The 16662-nt window shown below is 63.2% G+C and carries 15 protein-coding genes; 8 read left to right on the forward strand and 7 right to left on the reverse strand.

Annotated elements, in window-relative coordinates:
• Positions 1-26 precede the first annotated feature (26 nt).
• Genes FJ428_RS07340 through msuE form a run of 5 tightly spaced genes read right to left on the reverse strand, consistent with a single transcriptional unit; the run spans position 27 to position 4672 of the window.
• Positions 27-785, reverse strand: a complete 759-nt coding sequence (locus FJ428_RS07340) for an ABC transporter ATP-binding protein (RefSeq protein WP_140639724.1) — start codon at positions 783-785, stop codon at positions 27-29.
• A gap of 17 nt (positions 786-802) precedes the next feature.
• Positions 803-1801 (reverse strand): ABC transporter substrate-binding protein, encoded by a 999-nt coding sequence (locus tag FJ428_RS07345; protein ID WP_140879161.1) that lies wholly within the window; start codon positions 1799-1801, stop codon positions 803-805.
• Between the two features lie 47 nt (positions 1802-1848).
• Positions 1849-2697, reverse strand: a complete 849-nt coding sequence (locus tag FJ428_RS07350) for an ABC transporter permease (RefSeq protein ID WP_140496422.1) — start codon at positions 2695-2697, stop codon at positions 1849-1851.
• 24 nt (positions 2698-2721) lie between these two features.
• Positions 2722-4080, reverse strand: a complete 1359-nt coding sequence (locus FJ428_RS07355) for an LLM class flavin-dependent oxidoreductase (RefSeq protein ID WP_140649715.1) — start codon at positions 4078-4080, stop codon at positions 2722-2724.
• Positions 4081-4114: 34 nt separating this feature from the next.
• Positions 4115-4672, reverse strand: a complete 558-nt coding sequence (msuE, locus tag FJ428_RS07360) for an FMN reductase (protein WP_140556085.1) — start codon at positions 4670-4672, stop codon at positions 4115-4117.
• Positions 4673-4763: 91 nt separating this feature from the next.
• On the opposite strand from msuE, the gene FJ428_RS30490 reads away from it, so the two are divergent.
• A complete protein-coding gene (locus tag FJ428_RS30490; protein ID WP_181167704.1) occupies positions 4764-4916 on the forward strand; it encodes a hypothetical protein in 153 nt (50 codons plus the stop codon).
• A gap of 197 nt (positions 4917-5113) precedes the next feature.
• On the opposite strand, the gene FJ428_RS07370 is transcribed toward FJ428_RS30490, so the two are convergent.
• Entirely contained in the window at positions 5114-7084 is a 1971-nt protein-coding gene (locus tag FJ428_RS07370) for an EAL domain-containing protein (protein ID WP_140517000.1), read from the reverse strand.
• A gap of 321 nt (positions 7085-7405) precedes the next feature.
• On the opposite strand from FJ428_RS07370, the gene FJ428_RS07375 reads away from it, so the two are divergent.
• The 5 genes from FJ428_RS07375 to FJ428_RS07395 all read left to right on the forward strand — a co-directional run bounded on the left by FJ428_RS07375 (position 7406) and on the right by FJ428_RS07395 (position 12443).
• Positions 7406-8440, forward strand: coding sequence for a class I SAM-dependent methyltransferase (locus FJ428_RS07375; protein WP_140496024.1), 1035 nt, complete (start codon positions 7406-7408; stop codon positions 8438-8440).
• A gap of 379 nt (positions 8441-8819) precedes the next feature.
• Positions 8820-9458, forward strand: a complete 639-nt coding sequence (locus tag FJ428_RS07380) for a 50S ribosomal protein L25/general stress protein Ctc (protein ID WP_140496025.1) — start codon at positions 8820-8822, stop codon at positions 9456-9458.
• Between the two features lie 23 nt (positions 9459-9481).
• The gene (gene pth, locus FJ428_RS07385; protein WP_140879165.1) at positions 9482-10195 is read left to right on the forward strand and encodes an aminoacyl-tRNA hydrolase; all 714 of its coding nucleotides are present in this window, start codon (positions 9482-9484) and stop codon (positions 10193-10195) included.
• 95 nt (positions 10196-10290) lie between these two features.
• Positions 10291-11394, forward strand: a complete 1104-nt coding sequence (gene ychF, locus FJ428_RS07390) for a redox-regulated ATPase YchF (protein WP_140496027.1) — start codon at positions 10291-10293, stop codon at positions 11392-11394.
• A gap of 143 nt (positions 11395-11537) precedes the next feature.
• A complete protein-coding gene (locus tag FJ428_RS07395) occupies positions 11538-12443 on the forward strand; it encodes an EamA family transporter (protein ID WP_140524960.1) in 906 nt (301 codons plus the stop codon).
• A 25-nt stretch (positions 12444-12468) separates the two neighbouring features.
• Here the strand turns inward: FJ428_RS07395 and guaD are convergent, their stop codons facing one another.
• Positions 12469-13833, reverse strand: a complete 1365-nt coding sequence (guaD, locus tag FJ428_RS07400) for a guanine deaminase (protein WP_140879167.1) — start codon at positions 13831-13833, stop codon at positions 12469-12471.
• Positions 13834-13968: 135 nt separating this feature from the next.
• Here guaD and FJ428_RS07405 point away from each other — a divergent pair, with 135 nt between their 5' ends.
• Complete coding sequence (locus tag FJ428_RS07405) at positions 13969-15303, forward strand: solute carrier family 23 protein (protein ID WP_140879169.1); 1335 nt, start codon at positions 13969-13971, stop codon at positions 15301-15303.
• 269 nt (positions 15304-15572) lie between these two features.
• Positions 15573-16547: a magnesium/cobalt transporter CorA gene (corA, locus tag FJ428_RS07410; RefSeq protein ID WP_140496030.1), complete on the forward strand. Its 975-nt coding sequence runs from the start codon at positions 15573-15575 to the stop codon at positions 16545-16547.
• The last annotated feature ends 115 nt before the right edge of the window (positions 16548-16662 follow it).

Consider the following 16662-nt stretch of genomic DNA (forward strand, 5'->3'; position numbering starts at 1 on the left):
TCGACACGTGCGAGCGCGTCGAGGCCTCAGTGCAGGCCGAATTCGCGCAGCAACTCTTCACGGTGGCGCACGAAGCGGCTTTCGCTGCGATCACGGGGGCGCGGCAGGTCGACGGTGATCAGACGCGCCGCGCCGCCTTTCTCCTTGGGCAGGATCAGCACTCTGTCGGCGAGATAGATCGCCTCCTCCAGGTCGTGGGTGACCATGACCATGGTGACGTTTTCCTCGCTCCAGATGCGCGCCAGTTCCTCCTGCATGGAGATCTTGGTCATGGCGTCGAGGGCGCCGAGCGGCTCATCGAGCAGCAGGATCTCGGGCTGCACCGTCAGCGCCCGGGCGATGCCGACGCGTTGCGCCATGCCGCCCGAAAGCTGCCGCGGGTAAGCATCGCTGAACTCGGCAAGACCGACCAGCGCTATGTAGAAGCGCGCCCTCTGCTCGGCCTGCGCCTTGGGCACGCCGCGAACTTCGAGGCCGAAGGCGACATTGCCAAGCACGCTCAGCCAGGGCAGCAAGCGCGGTTCCTGAAAGATCACCGCCCGCTCCGCGCCGACGCCTTTTATTTGCTTGCCGTCGATCGCAACGGCGCCTTCGTCGGCGGTTTCCAACCCGGCAAGGATGCGCAGCAATGTCGTCTTGCCCGATCCGCTGGCGCCGACAATGACCAGGCACTCGCCGGAGCGGATGTCGAGATTGAGCGAACGCAGCACGGCGAGCGAGCGCCCGCCGAGCGCAAAGGACTTCGACAGGTCGCGGATCGTGACCTCGCCGCGTGCGGTGGCCATGCTGGGTGCCTCCTTGCTCAATTGGTCTTGCTTTCGCCTGGTCGGTAGAGGATGTCGGCAGCCTTGAGCTTGCCTTTCGGCAGGCGGCCGTCGCGCTCGAGCACAGCCACCCAGAAGTCGATGTCGCGGTCGGTCGCCACCGCCTTCTCACGCAGGCCGAAACCCGTCCAGTAGCGCGCCAGTTCGCCGTTCTCGCCGCGTTTGTCGAGGATTTCGGCCAGCACCTTGCGCGCCTCGTCGGGATTCTGTCGCGACCAGTCGGCCGCACGCGCGGACTGTTCGACGAAGTTCTTGGCGGCGTCGCGATTGGCGACGATGAAATCCCGCCGCAGCACGACGAAGCCGCCAGCGATCTCGCCCAGCACGTCGGCGTCGTTGAACACGCCGCGCACACCGCCATTGGCCACCAGGGCACCGGCGAAAGTCGCCTGCCAGTAGCCGAGCCCGGCGACATCGACCTGATGCGAGCGCAACGTCTGCTCGAGTTGCGGCCCGGGCACCACGACGAGCTTGGCGGCGTCCGGCGGCAGGCCGACGCTGTGCAGCGCTTCACGCACCGCGTAGTCGAGATGGGCGCCGAGCGTGTTGACCGAGATCGTCTTGCCGGCGACGTCCGCGATCGACCTGATCGGGCTGTCCTCCAGCACATAGAAAACACTTTTGACCTGGCTGTTGATGCCGTTGCTCGGATAGGCGGCGACGAAGTCGTTGCCGCCGGCGATCGAGTTGATCACGGCCGGCGTGGCGGCCGAACCCAGGTCGACGCTGCCGGAGGCGAGCGCAAACAGCGATTCCGGGCCGCCGCCGGCATAGCCGACATTCTCGAGCTCGATGCCGAGGCCCTTGAAGTAGCCGAGTTGGTCGGCAAGCTCATGCGGCGAGATGCTGCCGCGGCTGGCGAGATAGCGTATCTTGACGGAAGCGGCCTGCGAGCGCGCGATCGATGGTAGCCCGACGGCGATGATGCCGGCGGCAAGAGGGGCGCGCAGAAGCAGCGAGCGGCGTGTGATGGTCATGATCCGGCCTTTCACTTTTCAAAAATGACGATGATGGGGGCGGCTGTTCAGCCGGCGGAACTGCTCCAGCGGCAAAGCCGCCGCTGCAGGCTGACCAGCACCTGGTTCGCGATCAGGCCGAGCGCGGCCAGGATGACGATCGACGCGAACATCAGCGGGATCTGGAAATTGTACTGCGCGTTCATCACCTGGAAGCCGATGCCTTTGTTGGCGCCGATCATTTCCGAGGCAATCAGCAGCAGCAGCGCGGTGGTCGCGCCGAGCCTCAACCCGACGAAGATCGAAGGCACGGCGCCCGGCAGCACGACGCGCCGGAATATGGTCAGCCGCCGGGCGCCGTAGACGCGCGCCATTTCGAGCAGCTTCGGATCGACCTCCTTGACGCCGCTGATCGTGTTGAGCAGCAGCGGAAACAGCGTTGCCCAGAAGATGACGAACACTTTGGAGGCTTCGCCTAGCCCCAGAAGCAGGATGAAGACGGGATAGAGCGCCAGGGCCGAGGTCTGCCGGAACAGTTGCAGGATCGGATCGAGCGCCGTCTCGACGCTGCGGGTCTGACCCATGACGAGGCCGAGCGGGATGGCGACCGTAGCCGCCGCGGCGAAGGCGAGGCCGGCGCGCTGCAGGCTGATGGCGATGTCGCCGAGCAGGCTGCCCCCGGCGAGGCCCTTCCAGAGCGCTACGACGATCATGTCGATCGGCGGCAATACCGCGGCATTGACCCAGCCGCCACTCGCCGCCGCCTGCCAGAGCGCCAGGAACCCCAAAAGCACGCCATAGCGCGACAGCAGACGCGTGAGGGTTCGGCCAGCCAGGCTCAGAATATCGGCGCCGAGCCCGTTGCCGTTTTCATGCGCGCCGATGCCGGTCGGCCGTTCAATGTGCTGCAAAGTCATCGTCATGCCTTTCGCTTCAACGCATCATTCGGCGGCGAGCACGGTCGAACGGGCAACCGTCCAGGGGTTCTGCGGCCGCTTGAGGCCAAGATTCTCGCGCAGCGTCCTGCCCTCGTAAGCGGTACGAAACAGGCCGCGCCGCTGTAATTCGGGGACCACCAGGTCGACGAAATCGTCTAGCGCGCCGGGCAGCCATGGCGGCAGGATGTTGAACCCGTCGGCGGCTTCGTTGCTGAACCATTCCTCCAGCTGGTCGGCGACCTGAATGGCGCTGCCGATCACGGTGTAGTGGCCTCGTGCGGTCGCGACCCATTGATAGAGCTGGCGGATGGAGAAGTTGTGCTCGTCGGCGATCTGGCGGATCAGCGCCTGGCGGCTCTTCATGCCTTCGGTTTCGCGGCTCGGCGGCAGCGGTCCGTCGAGCGGATAGCCCCTGAGATCGAGCGTCTGCCCGGCAAGTCCGTTAAGCAGCGCGACGCCGTCCTCGGGCAGGATCAGGTCGTTCAATTGCTGATACTTGGCTCGCGCCTCTTCTTCGGTGCGGCCGACAAAGGGCGCCACGCCCGGCATGATCAGCACCTGTTCGGGATCGCGCCCGGCCGCCGCCACGCGGGCCTTGATGTCGCGATAGAATTCCTGCGCGGAGGCAAGGTTCTGATGCGCGGTGAAGATGACCTCGGCCGAGGCGGCCGCGAGCTTGCGCCCATCCTCGGACTGGCCCGCCTGCACGACCACGGGGTGGCCCTGCACCGGGCGGGGCACGTTGAGCGGCCCTTTGACACTGAAATGCTCACCCTTGTGGTCGATGTCGTGAAGCTTGTCCTTGTCGTAGAAGCGGCCCGTTTTCTTGTCGCGGATAAAGGCGTCGTCCTCCCAGCTGTCCCACAGCGCCTTGACCGTCTCGACATGCTCATGCGCTCGTGCGTAGCGCTCGGCATGGTTGGGCTGGATGTCGCGGTTGAAGTTGCGCGCCGTGTCGTCGCCCGCCGAGGTGACGACGTTCCAGCCGGCCCGGCCATTCGACAAGAGGTCGAGCGAGGCGAATTTACGGGCAAGCGTGTAGGGCTCCTCATAGGTGGTCGAGGCCGTGGCGATGAATCCGAGATGCGTCGTCAGCGGCGCCAGCGCCGCAAACAACGTCACTGGTTCGAAACCCGCGATCTTGGCGTTGCCGCCTTCGCGGGCGCCAAGCCCGACCGTCAGGTTGTCGGCGAGGAAATAGGCATCGAACAGGCCCCGTTCGGCGGTCAGCGCGAGCTGCTTGTGAAACTCGAAATTGGTCGCGCCGTCGGCCGGAGCGTCGGGATGGCGCCACGCGGCGACATGCTGGCCGCCACCGGGTAGAAAGGCGCCGAGCTTGATCTGTCTTGATTTGATGGTCATGGCTGGGTCCCTCTGTTCGAAAACCATTTGGAGTTCAGGCGGCGAGGCCGACGCTGCGTGCCGTCCCGACGACGCGGGAAACCTCGGCAACCGCCTGCCGGGCGCGGGCATGGATGGCCTCCGACACCAGGACGCCGTCGGCGAAATCCTTGTCCGATGCGTAGATCGCGGTCGGCACGGTCAGCGCCTCGAAAAAACCGAACAGCGGCCGCAGCTGATGTTCGACGATCAGCGAGTGGCGTTCGCCGCCGCCCGTCGCGGCAAGGATGACCGGTTTTCCGCGCAGCGACGACGGATCGAGCAGATCGAACAAATGCTTGAAGAGCCCGGTATAGCTGCCTTTGAAGGTCGGCGACCCCGCGACCAGCACGTCGGCGCCGACCAGTTGTTCGATGATGGCGCGGGCCGCCGGATCGAGATCGCCGAGGCGCCGAGCCGCGGGCAGCGACGGACCGAGATTTTCAATGTCGTATATAGCCGAGGTCGCCCCGATGCGGTTCGCCGTCTCGCCGGCGATATGGCTGATAAAGGCCTTGGTCTTCGATGGGCGGGTCAGGTTGCCGGATATTCCCACCACCAGCTTGTTCGTCATCGGGCTCTCCTCGCGGTCCTTATTCATTAAGACTACCGATTTTGTAGAATTAAATGAGCGAGAAGATTTCAAAACTGGCGGAATAGAGAGATTGAGTTTGCGCCGCGGCGCCCTTCAGTGGTTCGGCAGATGCGCGGTTTCGGCCAAGGGCGTCGCCATTCTCGGACGCCAGGCCGACGAGCGACAGATACAGGTCGACCCGACCGCCGCCGCAAGCTGCCCGTCCACTGCAACGCCCGAATGAGACCCCGACCGAACGCTCGGGCATGACGCTGGCCGAACTCGATGCCTGAACCGAGAGATCCAGGCGCTGTGCGCGGCGTTGACGAGCGATCGTTGGCCACACCCGCGCCTGGCAGCCGTTCCGACGGTGAATTGTGCGGGGCGAGGATCAAATCGACGACCCGCCGTGCGGGTCGGCGGGACCTGAGCCAAGACTGATCAGGCGGATTTCAGCACGGTGAATGGGCGCTTGACGGTCCGTTTAACCTGGAAACTCCCGGCCGGAGCGGGACGGCCGACATGAAAACCCTGGACCTTGTCGATGCCGAATTCGCGCATGAGAGCCATCTGCTCGTCCGTTTCCACCCCTTCGACCAGGATTTTGTGGCCGCGGTTTCGGACCAGGGCGACAATGTCCTGGAGCATTGCCTTGCCGTTCGGGGTGGCGCAGTCGTGAAGGAAGGAGCGGTCGATCTTCACCGTATCGAAATCGATCAGGCGAAGCCACGAGAGGCCAGCGAAGCCGGTGCCGAAATCATCAAGCCAGATCTTGATCCCCAGCAGCTTCAGGTCGCTGATGCAGCGAAGAATGTCCGAGTGCATCTCCATCTCCAGCCCCTCGGTGATCTCGAAGGCCAGCCTGTTGCCGGTTACGCCGGTCTCGCCCAGGATGGTCGCGACCGACGCCGCGAAGCCGGGGGTCTTGAGCTGAATCGGAGAGACGTTGACGCTGACGACGCGCACATGATCGTGCGCCAGGAGCTCGGCGCAAACAGTCCTGATGGCCCAGCGCCCGAGTTCCAGGATGGCGCCGGTTCGCTCCGCTACGGGAATGAACAGGCTCGGCGGAACCGATGTGCCGTCCAGCATTTTGAGGCGCATCAGGGCCTCCACCGCTTCAACCCGGTCCGTCGCGACATCCTGGATAGGTTGATAAACGAGTGAAACGAGATCCTGGCCGATCGCGATCTTCAGCAAAGCCGCAATGTTCTCGCTCTCGTCGCTGCTCTGGGGATCGGTTGGGTCGAACAGCCGGGCACAGTTTCGACCGCCTGCCTTTGCCAGATAGAGTGCGCGATCGGCCTCGTGGATGATCTTCTCCAGCTTGGCACCGGTCTGCGTCCTGGTGAATGCAGCGCCAACGCTTACCGTCACAACCGAGATACCGTCGCGCCGCAATTCGTGGGTAAGCGCCAGGTTCTCGACGGTGCGGCAAATGGCTTCCGCGATATCTATGATCTGATCCTTGTTCTCCATGCGGGCCAGGACGATGAATTCTTCACCGCCGTAGCGGCCGATCGAGCCATTGTATTCCCTGATCATATCCCGGAGGGCATTGGCGACATGGATAAGGCAACGGTCGCCTTCCTGGTGGCCGTAGCAGTCATTGAACTTCTTGAAGAAGTCCACGTCGATGAGCATCGCCACGAAACTGGTACCGACCCTTTGCCACTCCCCCCAGTAGTCCCTGAGCTTTTCATCGATCGCCCGTCGATTCTCCAGACCCGTAAGCGGATCGGTCCGCGACAGCCGCAGCAGGGCCTTGCCGCGTTCGGTGGCTTCCTTGTGCTGGATTTTGGCTTCCAGCGCGTTCAGGAAGACGTTGTAGCGCTCCTCGTTCAGCTTCCAGTTCACATAGGACGTGAATGTGAAACACGAAACGTAGAAGGCGCCAAATACCATCTTGTATGTTACCGTGGCGGGCACAAAATAATTCACGGCATACAAGACACACATGATGATGGTTGATGTCACGATCGATAGATTGAAACTGAATGTGAAGAATAGATTTGCACTCATCATGAAGATGGTGCCGAATACCATATAGTAGGCGACGCTTTCCTTGTCCGCGCTCATAAAGGCCGGGAACAACCAGCCGATATAGCCGAAAATGATGGCCCCGGCGCAAGTCACGTCGAGCCATTCCGTGGCCACTCCCCGGCGAAGTTGCGCCTCCAGGATCGACAGTGCGGTCACGCCGACGGCGAAGCGCGCCATGATCGTATAGGCCGCCACGTCCGGGATCAGCAGCAGATCCGTTGCCGAAAACAGGAGATAGATGGCCACGGCGATCCAAAGCCCAGGCCGGGCTTCCAGTCTTCGCTTCGCCTGGGCTTCCCTTCGGTAAAGGACGCGGAGCTCGTCGGGCCCCGGCTCGTAGCGGGCTTCGTACGGCTCTACATGCGCCATGTCGGCCAGTCTGGATGACACGCGTTCGCTCTCGACAAATCCTGGTTGAAGGGGATTTTGCGTTCCAAGTTCTTTTTTGGCTTCTGCCCCCACGCGGGCCAACTCCTTGGACGCGACGGCGACTGCGCACCTCGCACGACAATGCAACGGCGCGAAACAAATTTCGGTTAATTCAGGCCGGGAATCCAATGCGGCAGGTTTTAACGCGCGAACATGGTTGGCGGGAAATTAAGCATACCGTTAAAATGCGTTCGGGACGACATTGGCAAATCGAGCATTGTACGCAATAAGTTAACTGACTGTTAACTATGGAGTGCTCGAGTGCAAAGTGTCTTTGATGGCAAAAGCCTGATTACTGCCGAGATGATTGCCGGCAGTTTTCCTCGAAGAAAGCCGGAGCATCACGGCGAGGCGTTCGAAACCGCCCGCGCGGAACTCGCGCTCATTCTCCATGCGACACACCAGCAGGTCGAGGAAGAGAAAGACCCTGCCGAGATCGTTCGTCGCCTGCTGTCCTATCTTAACGCCCTGCGGGCCAAGGTTCACCCCGACGTTTGGCAGTCGTTGATCCCGGTGGCGCAGAACCATCCGATCCTTGACTACTTTCTCCAGGACCCGCTCACCCGGTGGTCATTCACCAAGCCCAGGGGCTATTCCGGCGACGCGCAGTTGCTTGACTACATCTATTGTGATCCGCACGTGGCCGAAAGCGTGGCGAGCGCCTCGGACACAGGGAAGGCACTCTACAGCCATACCAAGGACGTACCGTCCTGCGTGGCGGCGCGGGAACGGCGCGATCTCTTGACCCGGTATGTCGACGAGACGGCGGACAAGAGCGGACCGCAAGCCGAGGTCCTGGCGATCGCCGCCGGTCATTTGCGCGAGGCCAATCGTTCGACCGCCTTGGCTGAGGGCCGCCTCAAGCGTTGGGTTGCGCTCGATCAGGATCCCCAGAGCGTTGGATTGATCGCGCGAGACTTCCAGGGCACCGCGGTCGAGGCCGTCGACGGCTCGGTGCGGACTGTGCTCACCAGGGGCCACAAGCTGGGCAAGTTCGACCTCATCTACGCCTCCGGTCTTTACGACTACCTCCAGCACAACGTCGCCGTGAAACTCACGAAGACTTGCCTGCAGATGCTGAAGCCGAACGGCAGGTTCCTTTTTGCCAACTACGCCGAGGGCAATCCCGACGCCGGCTATAGGGAAACGTTCATGGACTGGGTGTTGCTGCTGCGCTCCGAGGCCGACATGTGGAACATCATCAATGCCAGCGTCGACCGCAACACCGTCGAGGCGCAGGTGTTCTTTGGCGAAAACCGCAACGTGCTGTATGGCGTCATCGAAAAGCGCGGATAGGGCAATTCCAGGAAAAATGTGCAGCGGTTTTCCCGGAGAAAGTGCGTAGCGCCTTCCCGGGCAATTGCCTAAGACAAAGAACTGGAGCGGGTCGGCGATCCTATCGACGCTGAACCGCTCCAGTGACAACCTTGGACCGGCGCCGGCGTGAAGCCTCGAGCGCTTTCGGCCGGGCGAGGCGTCCCGTCCCGGACCATTGCCTTTGGATGACTGCCTTTGGCTTGCACCTCCGGCCGCCTTCCGCTATAGAGCCGCCACCCGCGTAGACACCCTTGGAGGCAACGCGGCGGAAGGCCGCCTCACCCGGCGGCTTTCGACGTTTACGGTCCAGGCCCATTGCCAACCGCAAACGCTCCAGAACAACGCGAAAGGAAGTGCCATGAGCCACGATACTTACGAGCTCAAGGCCGAAGCGCGCGAACAGGTCGGTAAGGGGTCCGCCCGTGCAGTTCGCCGCAACGGTAAAGTGCCTGCAGTAATTTACGGTGACAAGCAGCCTCCCCTGGCGATCGCTCTCACCTACAAGGACATCTACTACAAGATCCACGGCGGCGGGTTCCTGACCACGATCGCCACGATCGATGTCGACGGCAAGAAGATCCAGGTCCTGCCGAAGGACTTCCAACTCGACCCCGTCAAGGATTTCCCTGTCCATGTCGACTTCTTGCGCATCGGCAAGGACACCGAGGTCAATGTCGACGTGCCTGTCCACTTCATCAACGAGGACAAGTCGCCCGGCATCAAGCGCGGCGGCGTGCTCAACATCGTGCGTCACGAGGTCGAGTTCCACTGCCCGGCCAATGCGATCCCGGAATTCATTACCGTCGATCTCACCGGCGCCGACATAGGCGATTCGATCCATATCTCGTCGGTCAAGCTGCCGGCCGGCGTCAAGCCCGTCATCTCCGACCGCGACTTCACCATCGCGACCGTCGCCGGTTCGTCGGCGATGAAGCCGGAGACGGAAGAGACGGTCGAGGCTGCACCTGAGGCGGCTCCCGCCGCCGAAGAGAAGTAACTTTTTCACGCCCGGAGCTGACGATGCCGCTTGTCTTTGCAGGCCTCGGCAATCCGGGCGCGAAATATGCCGCCAACCGGCACAATGTCGGCTTCATGGCGGTGGACGCGATCGCCCGCCGCCACTCCTTTTCGCCCTGGTCTAAGAAATTACAGGGATTGATCGCCGAGGGCACGCTCGGCGGTGAAAAGATCATCCTGATCAAGCCGCAGACCTTCATGAACCTGTCCGGCCAGTCGGTCGGCGAAGCGCTGCGCTTCTACAAGCTCGGCCCCGGGGCGCTGACCGTCTTCTACGACGAGATCGACCTTGCCGAAGGTAAGCTGCGCATCAAGACCGGCGGCGGCGCCGGCGGCCACAACGGCATCCGCTCGATCGACGGCCATGTCGGCAACGCGTATCGGCGTGTGCGCATCGGTGTCGGCCATCCCGGCGTCAAGGAGATGGTGCAGCATCATGTACTCGGCGATTTCGGCAAGACCGACCGCGACTGGCTGGACCCGCTGCTCGACGCGGTCGCCGACAACGCGGCGATGATCGTCAAGGGCGACGAATCCGGCTTCATGAACAAGGCCGCCCTCGCCCTTCAGGGCAAGGCCGGCGTGGAACCGGAAAAGCCGGCGCCCAAGCAGCAAAGCCACATCCGCCAGGCACGGCCGCAACAGGCGCCCGCCAAGCTGCCGGAGAGCGGCCCGATGGCCGCCATGCTGAAGAAGCTGTTCGGCAACAAGGACTGAGCTCGGGTCCATACGGCGTTACAGGGCTTGACGTTCATCACCCCTATCGCCCATAGCCCTCACCAAATCTCAAATTCCCGATAGGACCGGACAAAATGGGTTTCAAATGCGGCATCGTTGGCTTGCCCAATGTCGGCAAGTCGACGCTTTTCAACGCGCTGACGAGGACGGCCGCCGCGCAGGCCGCCAACTACCCGTTCTGCACCATCGAACCGAACACCGGCGAGGTGGCGGTGCCCGATCCGCGCCTGCAGAAGATCGCCGCGATCGGCAAGTCGAAGGAGATCATCCCGACCCGCATCTCCTTTGTCGACATCGCCGGCCTGGTGCGCGGCGCCTCGAAGGGCGAAGGCCTGGGCAACCAGTTCCTCGCCAACATCCGCGAGGTCGATGCCATCGTGCATGTGCTGCGCTGCTTCGAGGATGACGACATCACCCATGTCGAGGGCCGCATCGACCCGGTCGCCGACGCCGAGACGGTCGAGACCGAGCTGATGCTCGCCGACCTCGAGAGCCTCGAACGCCGCATCGCGCAATTCCGCAAGCGCGCGTCCGGCAAGGACAAGGAAGCCTTGACCGTGCTGCCGATGATGGAGGCAGCGCTTGAGCTTCTGCAGGCAGGCAAGCCGACCCGCATCCTGCTCAACGGCATCTCGGCGGAAGACCTGCGCATTCTGCAAGGCTTGAACCTTCTGACCTCGCATCCCGTGCTCTACGTCTGCAACGTCGCCGAGGCTGACGCGGCCACCGGCAACGAGCACACCAGGGCCGTGGAGCAGATGGCCGCCGCGCAGGGCGCACGCACCGTCGTTATTTCGGCCGCGATCGAAGCCGAGGTTGCGCAGCTCTCCGACGAGGAAGAGATGGAATTCCTGTCCTCGCTCGGCCTCGACGAGCCCGGCCTGAACAAGGTGATCCGCGCCGGCTACGAATTGTTGCAGCTCATCACCTATTTCACCGTCGGGCCGAAGGAGACGCGCGCCTGGACTGTGCACAAGGGCGCCAAGGCGCCGCAGGCCGCCGGCGTCATCCACACCGATTTCGAGCGCGGCTTCATCCGCGCCCAGACCATCGCCTACAATGATTTCGTCACGCTGGGCGGCGAAGTAGCGGCCAAGGAAGCCGGCAAGGCGCGCGACGAAGGCAAGGAGTATGTCGTCCAGGACGGCGACATCATGCTGTTCAAGTTTAATACGTGATCCTTCGGTCATCTCCGCAGGGACCACAGACCGGAGCGTGAACAGACCAGGCCGGGTCGCATTCCCGACAGGGTAAGGCCGTGCACGGGCTGCCCTCGCTAGGCCTTTCCGCTATTGGCTCAGTGAACGCGGAAGGGGACCATATGAAAAGGACCATCCCGACCCTGATCGGTTTCTCGGCCATTCTGACCTGGTCGTTCCTCGCGCTGCTTTCGACCGCCGCGGGGCCGATCCCGCCCTTTCAATTGGCGGCAATGACGTTTCTGCTGGGAGGCTCAGTCGGGGCGGCCAGCTGGATTGTCCGCCCGTCGGCGCTCAAGTCGCTGCGGCAGCCATGGCAGGTCTGGGCAATCGGCACGGCAGGGCTGTGCATCTATCACTGCGCGTACTTTTTCGCCATCCAGTCCGCCCCGCCGGTCGAGGTGAGCCTGATTGCTTATCTCTGGCCATTGCTGATCGTCGTCTTCGCCGCTTTCCTGCCGGGAGAGCGGCTGAGGTCTCACCACATAGCCGGTGTGATGCTCGGCCTGGCGGGTGCCATCGTCGTCATCACCAAAGGCGGCAGCGTGGGCCTTGCTGACGGCGTGAAGCCGGGCCACGTCATTGCCCTGTTCTGCGCCTTCGTCTGGTCCGGTTATTCCGTCCTGTCGCGCCGTTTCGGCCAGGTGCCGACCGATGTGGTGGCGGTGTACTGCCTGATCACCGCGGCCGTGGCCTTCACTCTCCATCTCGCGCTCGAGATCACTGTCTGGCCGCAGACAATGACGCAATGGAGCGCTATCGTCATTCTAGGCGTGATACCGCTCGGCGCCGGCTTCTACGCATGGGACTATGGCTGCAAGCATGGAGACATCATGATCCTGGGCGCGCTTTCCTATGCCGCGCCGCTGTTCTCGGTGATCGTGCTGCTGCTGGCCGGATTCGGTATCTTTCACTGGTCTGTTGCGCTCGCTTGCGTCCTGATCACGGTCGGCGCGGTGATCGCTGCCAAGGACATGTTGCTGAAGGTGCAAAAACAATCTCTTACCGAGGAACCATCGCGCGCATAGGGCCAGATCTGCGACTGCGACGTGGCTACTGCCCGGCCCCCGTCCTTCCGCTCACCCACACCGTGGCGATGTTGGCGCGTGCCGCGTTGAGCACGATCTTCTGGAAGACATCGTCGAGCGTGTCGTCCGCCGGGATGATGTGGATGTTCGAGGCCTTCGCCGTCGTGTCGATCAGCAGCGCGTCGAATTCATGGCCGACGCGAAAGCTGCCCGTCGGCAGGTCGAGCGCTTCGGCACCGCCGGCGGTGGCCAGCCAGAACGCCTCCTGATGCGTGATCGGCGCGCCGGGCGCGCCGCGCTGCGCTGCGTCCATGCCGGCATGGACGCCGCTCTGCAGCGTCCTCGAGGCTGACAGCGCATGCCGGCAGCCGTCGAAGAGCGACGGGCTGTAGCCGCCGGAAATGTCCGTCCCGAGCCCGACATGCATGTGCCGGTCAAGTGCGTCGCGCAGCGGAAACACCGCATTGGCGAAATAGAAGTTGGACAGCGGGCAATGCGCGACCCCAGCCCCCTTCCCCTTGATGAGGTCCATATCCCGCCCGTCGATGAAGTTCGAATGCGCCAGGATGGTGTGGCGCGTCAGCAGGCCAAAACCGTCGAGGCTCGCCGCGTCGGTGCAGCCAAAGCGCGTCTCGACGAATTGCCTTGCCCAATCGCTCTCCGAGCAATGTGTCTGCACGTGGCAGCTAAATTCCGTTGCGAGTTCGCCCAGGCCTTGCAGCGCCGCATCCGTGCAGCTTGGGATGAAGCGCGGCGTGATCACCGGCCGGACCAGCGGTCTTTCGCCGGTATCCAACGATCTGACCGCCTCGATGAAGCGTCTGGTGTCGGAAATGGCGCTTGCCGCGTCGGCATCGCGATAGAAAGACGGGCACTGCTCGGGATCGTCCATCGCCACCTTGCCGACCAAAGCGCGCTGGCCCTTTTCGAGGCATATCTCGGCAAGCGCCAAGCTGGCCTCGACATGGACGGTGGCAAAATAGAGCGCCGTGGTGGTGCCGTTGGCGAGAAGATTGTCGACCAGGTCGGCATAGACCTCGCGGGCGTAGCCGGTGTCGGCATAGCGCGCCTCGAGCGGAAACGTATATTTTTGCAGCCAGACCTCGAGCGGCACGTCCAGTGCCTTGCCCATTTGGGGCCATTGCGGCGCGTGGATGTGCAGGTCGATCAGGCCGGGCAGCAGGAACTGGCCTTCGCCGAGCTCCACTAGGCTGCCCGCCTGGCGGGCATCGGTCTTCCTCGCCGCGTATTCGGGATGGCCGGGTGCGAGAATCTCCGCGATCCGTCCCTGTGCATCGATGCTGATCAGATGGTCCTTCAGCACCTCCAGCCGGCCGCGCTCCGGCGTGTGGAAGGCGGTGCCAAGCAGCGTGAAGGCCTCTCTTGTCATGGATCGCTCCGGTTGCGCTGGCGCGTGTGGCCGTTATTGCATGGCGCGCAAGAAAACAGTTGGCAAACCTTTGCGCCGCTGTCCTTTGGCGCCGACTGATCCCATGATCGGCCGGGAAATTCCAGAGGGGACATCATGGAACGCACTGCACCGGAAATCACTTTGATTGCTCAGCCGGACGATCCGCTGCCACTGGGCAAGGCCGCCCTGCTCGGCCTCCAGCACGTGCTGGCGATGGATGTTTACATCGTGCCGTTCATCATCGCATCGGTCCTGGCCTTCAGCGCGGGCGATGCCGGCGCCTTCATCCAGTCGGCCTTCGTCGCGGCGGGCATCGCCACCCTGATCCAGTCGCAGCTTCTGATGCGCCTGCCGGTGGTGCAGGGGCCGTCTTTTGTGCCGATCGGCGCGGTGCTGGCTATCGCCTTCGGCGCCGGCGGCGGCATTGCCGGTCTTTCCGCGGTGATCGGAGCGCTCATTCCCGGCGCCATACTGGTCATGCTGCTCGGTTCGCCCACGGGAATCTTCCATCGCTTGGTGGACCGCTTTGTTCCGCCCATCGTCGGCGGCGCCATCATCATCGTCGTCGGCATCGCGCTGATGCCGGTCGCACTCCGCGAAAGCGTGTTCGCGGTCCACGGCACGGCCACCGTCGGCGGCAATATCATCCTTGCCTTTGTTGCGGCGGCGGTGCTCGTCGGCTGCATGCTGACCGGCATGGCACTCGGCGCAAAGGGCGCCTGGCTGCGCCTGCTCTCCGTAATCATCGCACTTGTGGCCGGCTGCGTGGCCGCCGCCTCCATGAGCCAACTCAACATGGGAGCGGTCTCCGAGGCGACCTGGTTTTCGATGCCGCGCATCTCCTTCCTCAATCTTGACGTGACGTTCTCGCTCTCGGCGACGCTCACGATGCTCATCGTCTATATCGTGGTCCTCGCCGAAACCACCGGCACCTGGTTCGCGGTCGGCGCCGTCATCGACAAGCCCCTGTCGAACGAACAGCTCGACAGGGGCGCCACCGGCGAAGGCCTCGGCTGCCTGGTCAGCGCACTGCTTTGCAGCACGCCGGTCACCGGCTATTCGTCGAATGCCGGCATCATCGCCATCACCGGTATCGCCAGCCGCGCCGCCTTCGCCGCGGCAGGCATCTTCCTGATCCTGTTCGGACTGATCGGCAAACTGTCGGCGGTGATCGCCTCGATCCCGGGCCCGGTCATCGGCGGCGTGTTCGGCGTGCTCTGCGTCGTCATCGCCATGAACGGGTTCCGCGTCGTGCGCGGCACGCCGCTGACGGAAAGGAACATGCTGGTCGTCGGCCTGCCGATCCTGATGGCCCTGTTTGCTACGCTTGCGCCGCCGGATTTCGTCAAGACGCTTCCCGATATCGTGCAGTACATTCTGGGCTCGTCCATCGCCTTTGGCGCCGTCTGGGCCATCGTGCTGCACCAGATCCTGCCGAGCGCCCGATAGGGGCATTCGCAGGCCGGCCCCCGCGGGTCCGGCCTGCTCTCCTCGATAAGCCCGAAGCGCGGTCGATGACCCGACCCGTCGAAGCTTTCATGCTGCCGGCTGCTCGACGAATTTTTCTGAGCGCCCCTGGTGTCGGCCCCAAGTCCGGCTTGTCTTGATTTTGTCATGCCGCAAGTCTAAGCGGCGGGCACAGGCTCGGCGCACGAAGGCTAGTGCGATCCGATACGACGCAGCAATCCGAACGCGCTTTCCGGCAAGGAGATCTGGCGATGATCAAGGCTTTCGTCGTGGACAATGATCGCCTGCGTCTCACGGACGATCTCCTGGCCAATGGCGACAAGGTCGTCTGGGCCGATCTCTTCAATCCGACCAAGGACGAAGAGGCTACAATCGAGAATTGGCTCGGCATCGCCATTCCGACCCGCGAGGAGATGGAGGAGATCGAGATTTCCAGCCGCCTCTATATCGAGGACGGCGCCTACTTCATGACCGCCACCTTGCCCGCCCAGACCGACGTCGACGATCCCCTGATCTCGCCGGTCACCTTCGCGCTCGCCGGCAATAGGCTGGTCACCGTGCGCTATCACGAACCGAAAGCGTTCAAGACCTTCCCTTTGCGCGCCGAGAAGGTGGCGACTGGCTGCACCAGCGGCGACACCATCCTGATCGGCCTGCTGGAAGCGATCGTCGACCGGCTCGCCGACATCCTCGAGCGCGCCGGCCGCGACGTCGAAGCGATCTCGCGCGACATTTTCGAGGCGCGATCGACCAAGGTGTCGAAGCGCAACCGTGATTTCCAGGAACTCTTGAAGGGCATCGGCCGCAAGGAGGACATCGCTTCCTCCGTGCGCGACAGCCTGATCTCCTTGCAGCGGCTGGCCGGCTTCCTCGCCCATGTCGCGACCCAGGCCAAGATGAGCAAGGACGTCCGCGCCCGTATCAAGACCTTGTCGCGCGACGTGCTTTCTCTTGCCGACCACGCCACCTTCCTGTCGCAGAAGATCTCCTTCCTGCTTGACGCCACGCTCGGCATGATCTCGATCGAGCAGAACGCCATCATCAAGATCTTCTCGGTCGCCGCCGTCATCTTCCTGCCGCCAACGCTGGTCGCCTCGATCTACGGCATGAATTTCGACGTCATCCCCGAGCTCAAATGGGAGTTCGGCTATCCGTTCGCGATCGCCATGATGGTCCTCTCGGCGATCCTGCCCTTCTGGTATTTCCGCCGCCGCGGCTGGCTGTGATCGCAACGGCCGGCCGGGCGCCCGCGGCTGGCTCACCAGAAAGGGCTTGACCAAACGCCGTCCGGCCTGCATCCGGGTTTGCCGATCCATGTGGATCGCGCGTTCTGCAACCGGA

Source organism: Mesorhizobium sp. B2-8-1, from assembly GCF_006440955.1.
In the GTDB taxonomy this organism is placed as follows: domain Bacteria; phylum Pseudomonadota; class Alphaproteobacteria; order Rhizobiales; family Rhizobiaceae; genus Mesorhizobium.